The organism is Streptomyces sp. NPDC002130 (assembly GCF_040296465.1).
In the GTDB taxonomy this organism is placed as follows: domain Bacteria; phylum Actinomycetota; class Actinomycetes; order Streptomycetales; family Streptomycetaceae; genus Streptomyces.
This window is the reverse complement of record NZ_JBEOXI010001267.1, coordinates 1-1,039: the sequence shown is the minus strand read 5'-3', so window position 1 is coordinate 1,039 and position 1,039 is coordinate 1. Positions and strand designations below refer to the sequence as shown.

2 protein-coding genes are annotated in these 1,039 nt (G+C 60.8%); both read right to left on the bottom strand.

Features of this window, described 5'->3' with window-relative positions; genetic code table 11:
• Positions 1-226: mannitol dehydrogenase family protein (locus tag ABT116_RS50175; RefSeq protein WP_351648509.1), on the bottom strand; the 226-nt coding region annotated here is incomplete at its 3' end.
• A 7-nt stretch (positions 227-233) separates the two neighbouring features.
• Positions 234-791: a zinc-binding dehydrogenase gene (locus tag ABT116_RS50170; RefSeq protein WP_502984122.1), complete on the bottom strand. Its 558-nt coding sequence runs from the start codon at positions 789-791 to the stop codon at positions 234-236.
• Positions 792-1,039: the final 248 nt, after the last annotated feature.

The following is a 1,039-nucleotide window of genomic DNA, read 5'->3' as shown; positions in this document are numbered from 1 at the left end:
GTGCGTCTTTCATTCGCCTGTCCGACGGCATCACTCCCACTCCGCAGATTCCCCAGTCGAAGCCCTCACCGCGTCGCAGGAGATTATCGATGTACATGGCCTGGTGTGCGCGGTGAAAGCCTCCGACCCCGAAATGCACTATGCCGGTGGTGACTTTGCTCCGGTCGTAGTTCGGCACTTCGAGTGCAGCATCGAAGTCGAGCAAGGTCTTCGTGTTGAGTTCCATGAAAGTTCTAGTCTCCTTCGGCGACGATGACTACGGCTTTGATGCTGCCGGGAATGCGATCGGCCACCAGGGCCTCTTGCGACTGTTCGAGTGAAAAGCGCGCTGTGACCATCGAATCCAGGTCGACGCGCCCGGCAGCGACCAGTGCGGCGGCGATCGGCCATGTGTTGGCGTATCGGAACACTCCGGTCAGCACCAGTTCGCGATTCTGAATGATCGGGACCGGCAACGGTATCTCGTCGGCACCCATCCCGACCAGAACGATGGTCCCAGCGGGCCGAACTGCGTGAATCCCGTCGATCACGGCGGCCGTGGCACCCGAGGCGTCGATGAAGGCGTCGACGGCCAGCGAGCGTACGTCGCTCTCACGTGGATCAACGACGGTTGTTGCGCCGAATTTCAGTGCCACATCACGCCGGGCCGCATCGATGTCCGAGACGATGACCTCCGTCGCGCCGAATGCCTTGGCCACCTGCGTCGTCACGATCCCCACCGGGCCGGCGCCGGCGATCAACACACGAGAGCCTGCCGTGATTCCCGCCTTCTGGGCTGAGGCAATCCCCACGGAGAGTGGCTCGAACAGCGCAGCTGCCTCGTAGGACACGGAATCTGCGATGGGATGGCGAGAACATCGGTGAACCACAAGCGGACAAACCGAATGTCGCGCTCTTCCAGGGTACGAAGCACGAATTCTTTTTGGCGATCCATGCACGCGAGACTAAGCAAGCCACGTTAAATCTGTGTTACATCAGTGGTCCCGGTTAACAGAGTGATTGGTCACCATCGAATAGGCGCAGCGTACGGCGCCGCGCC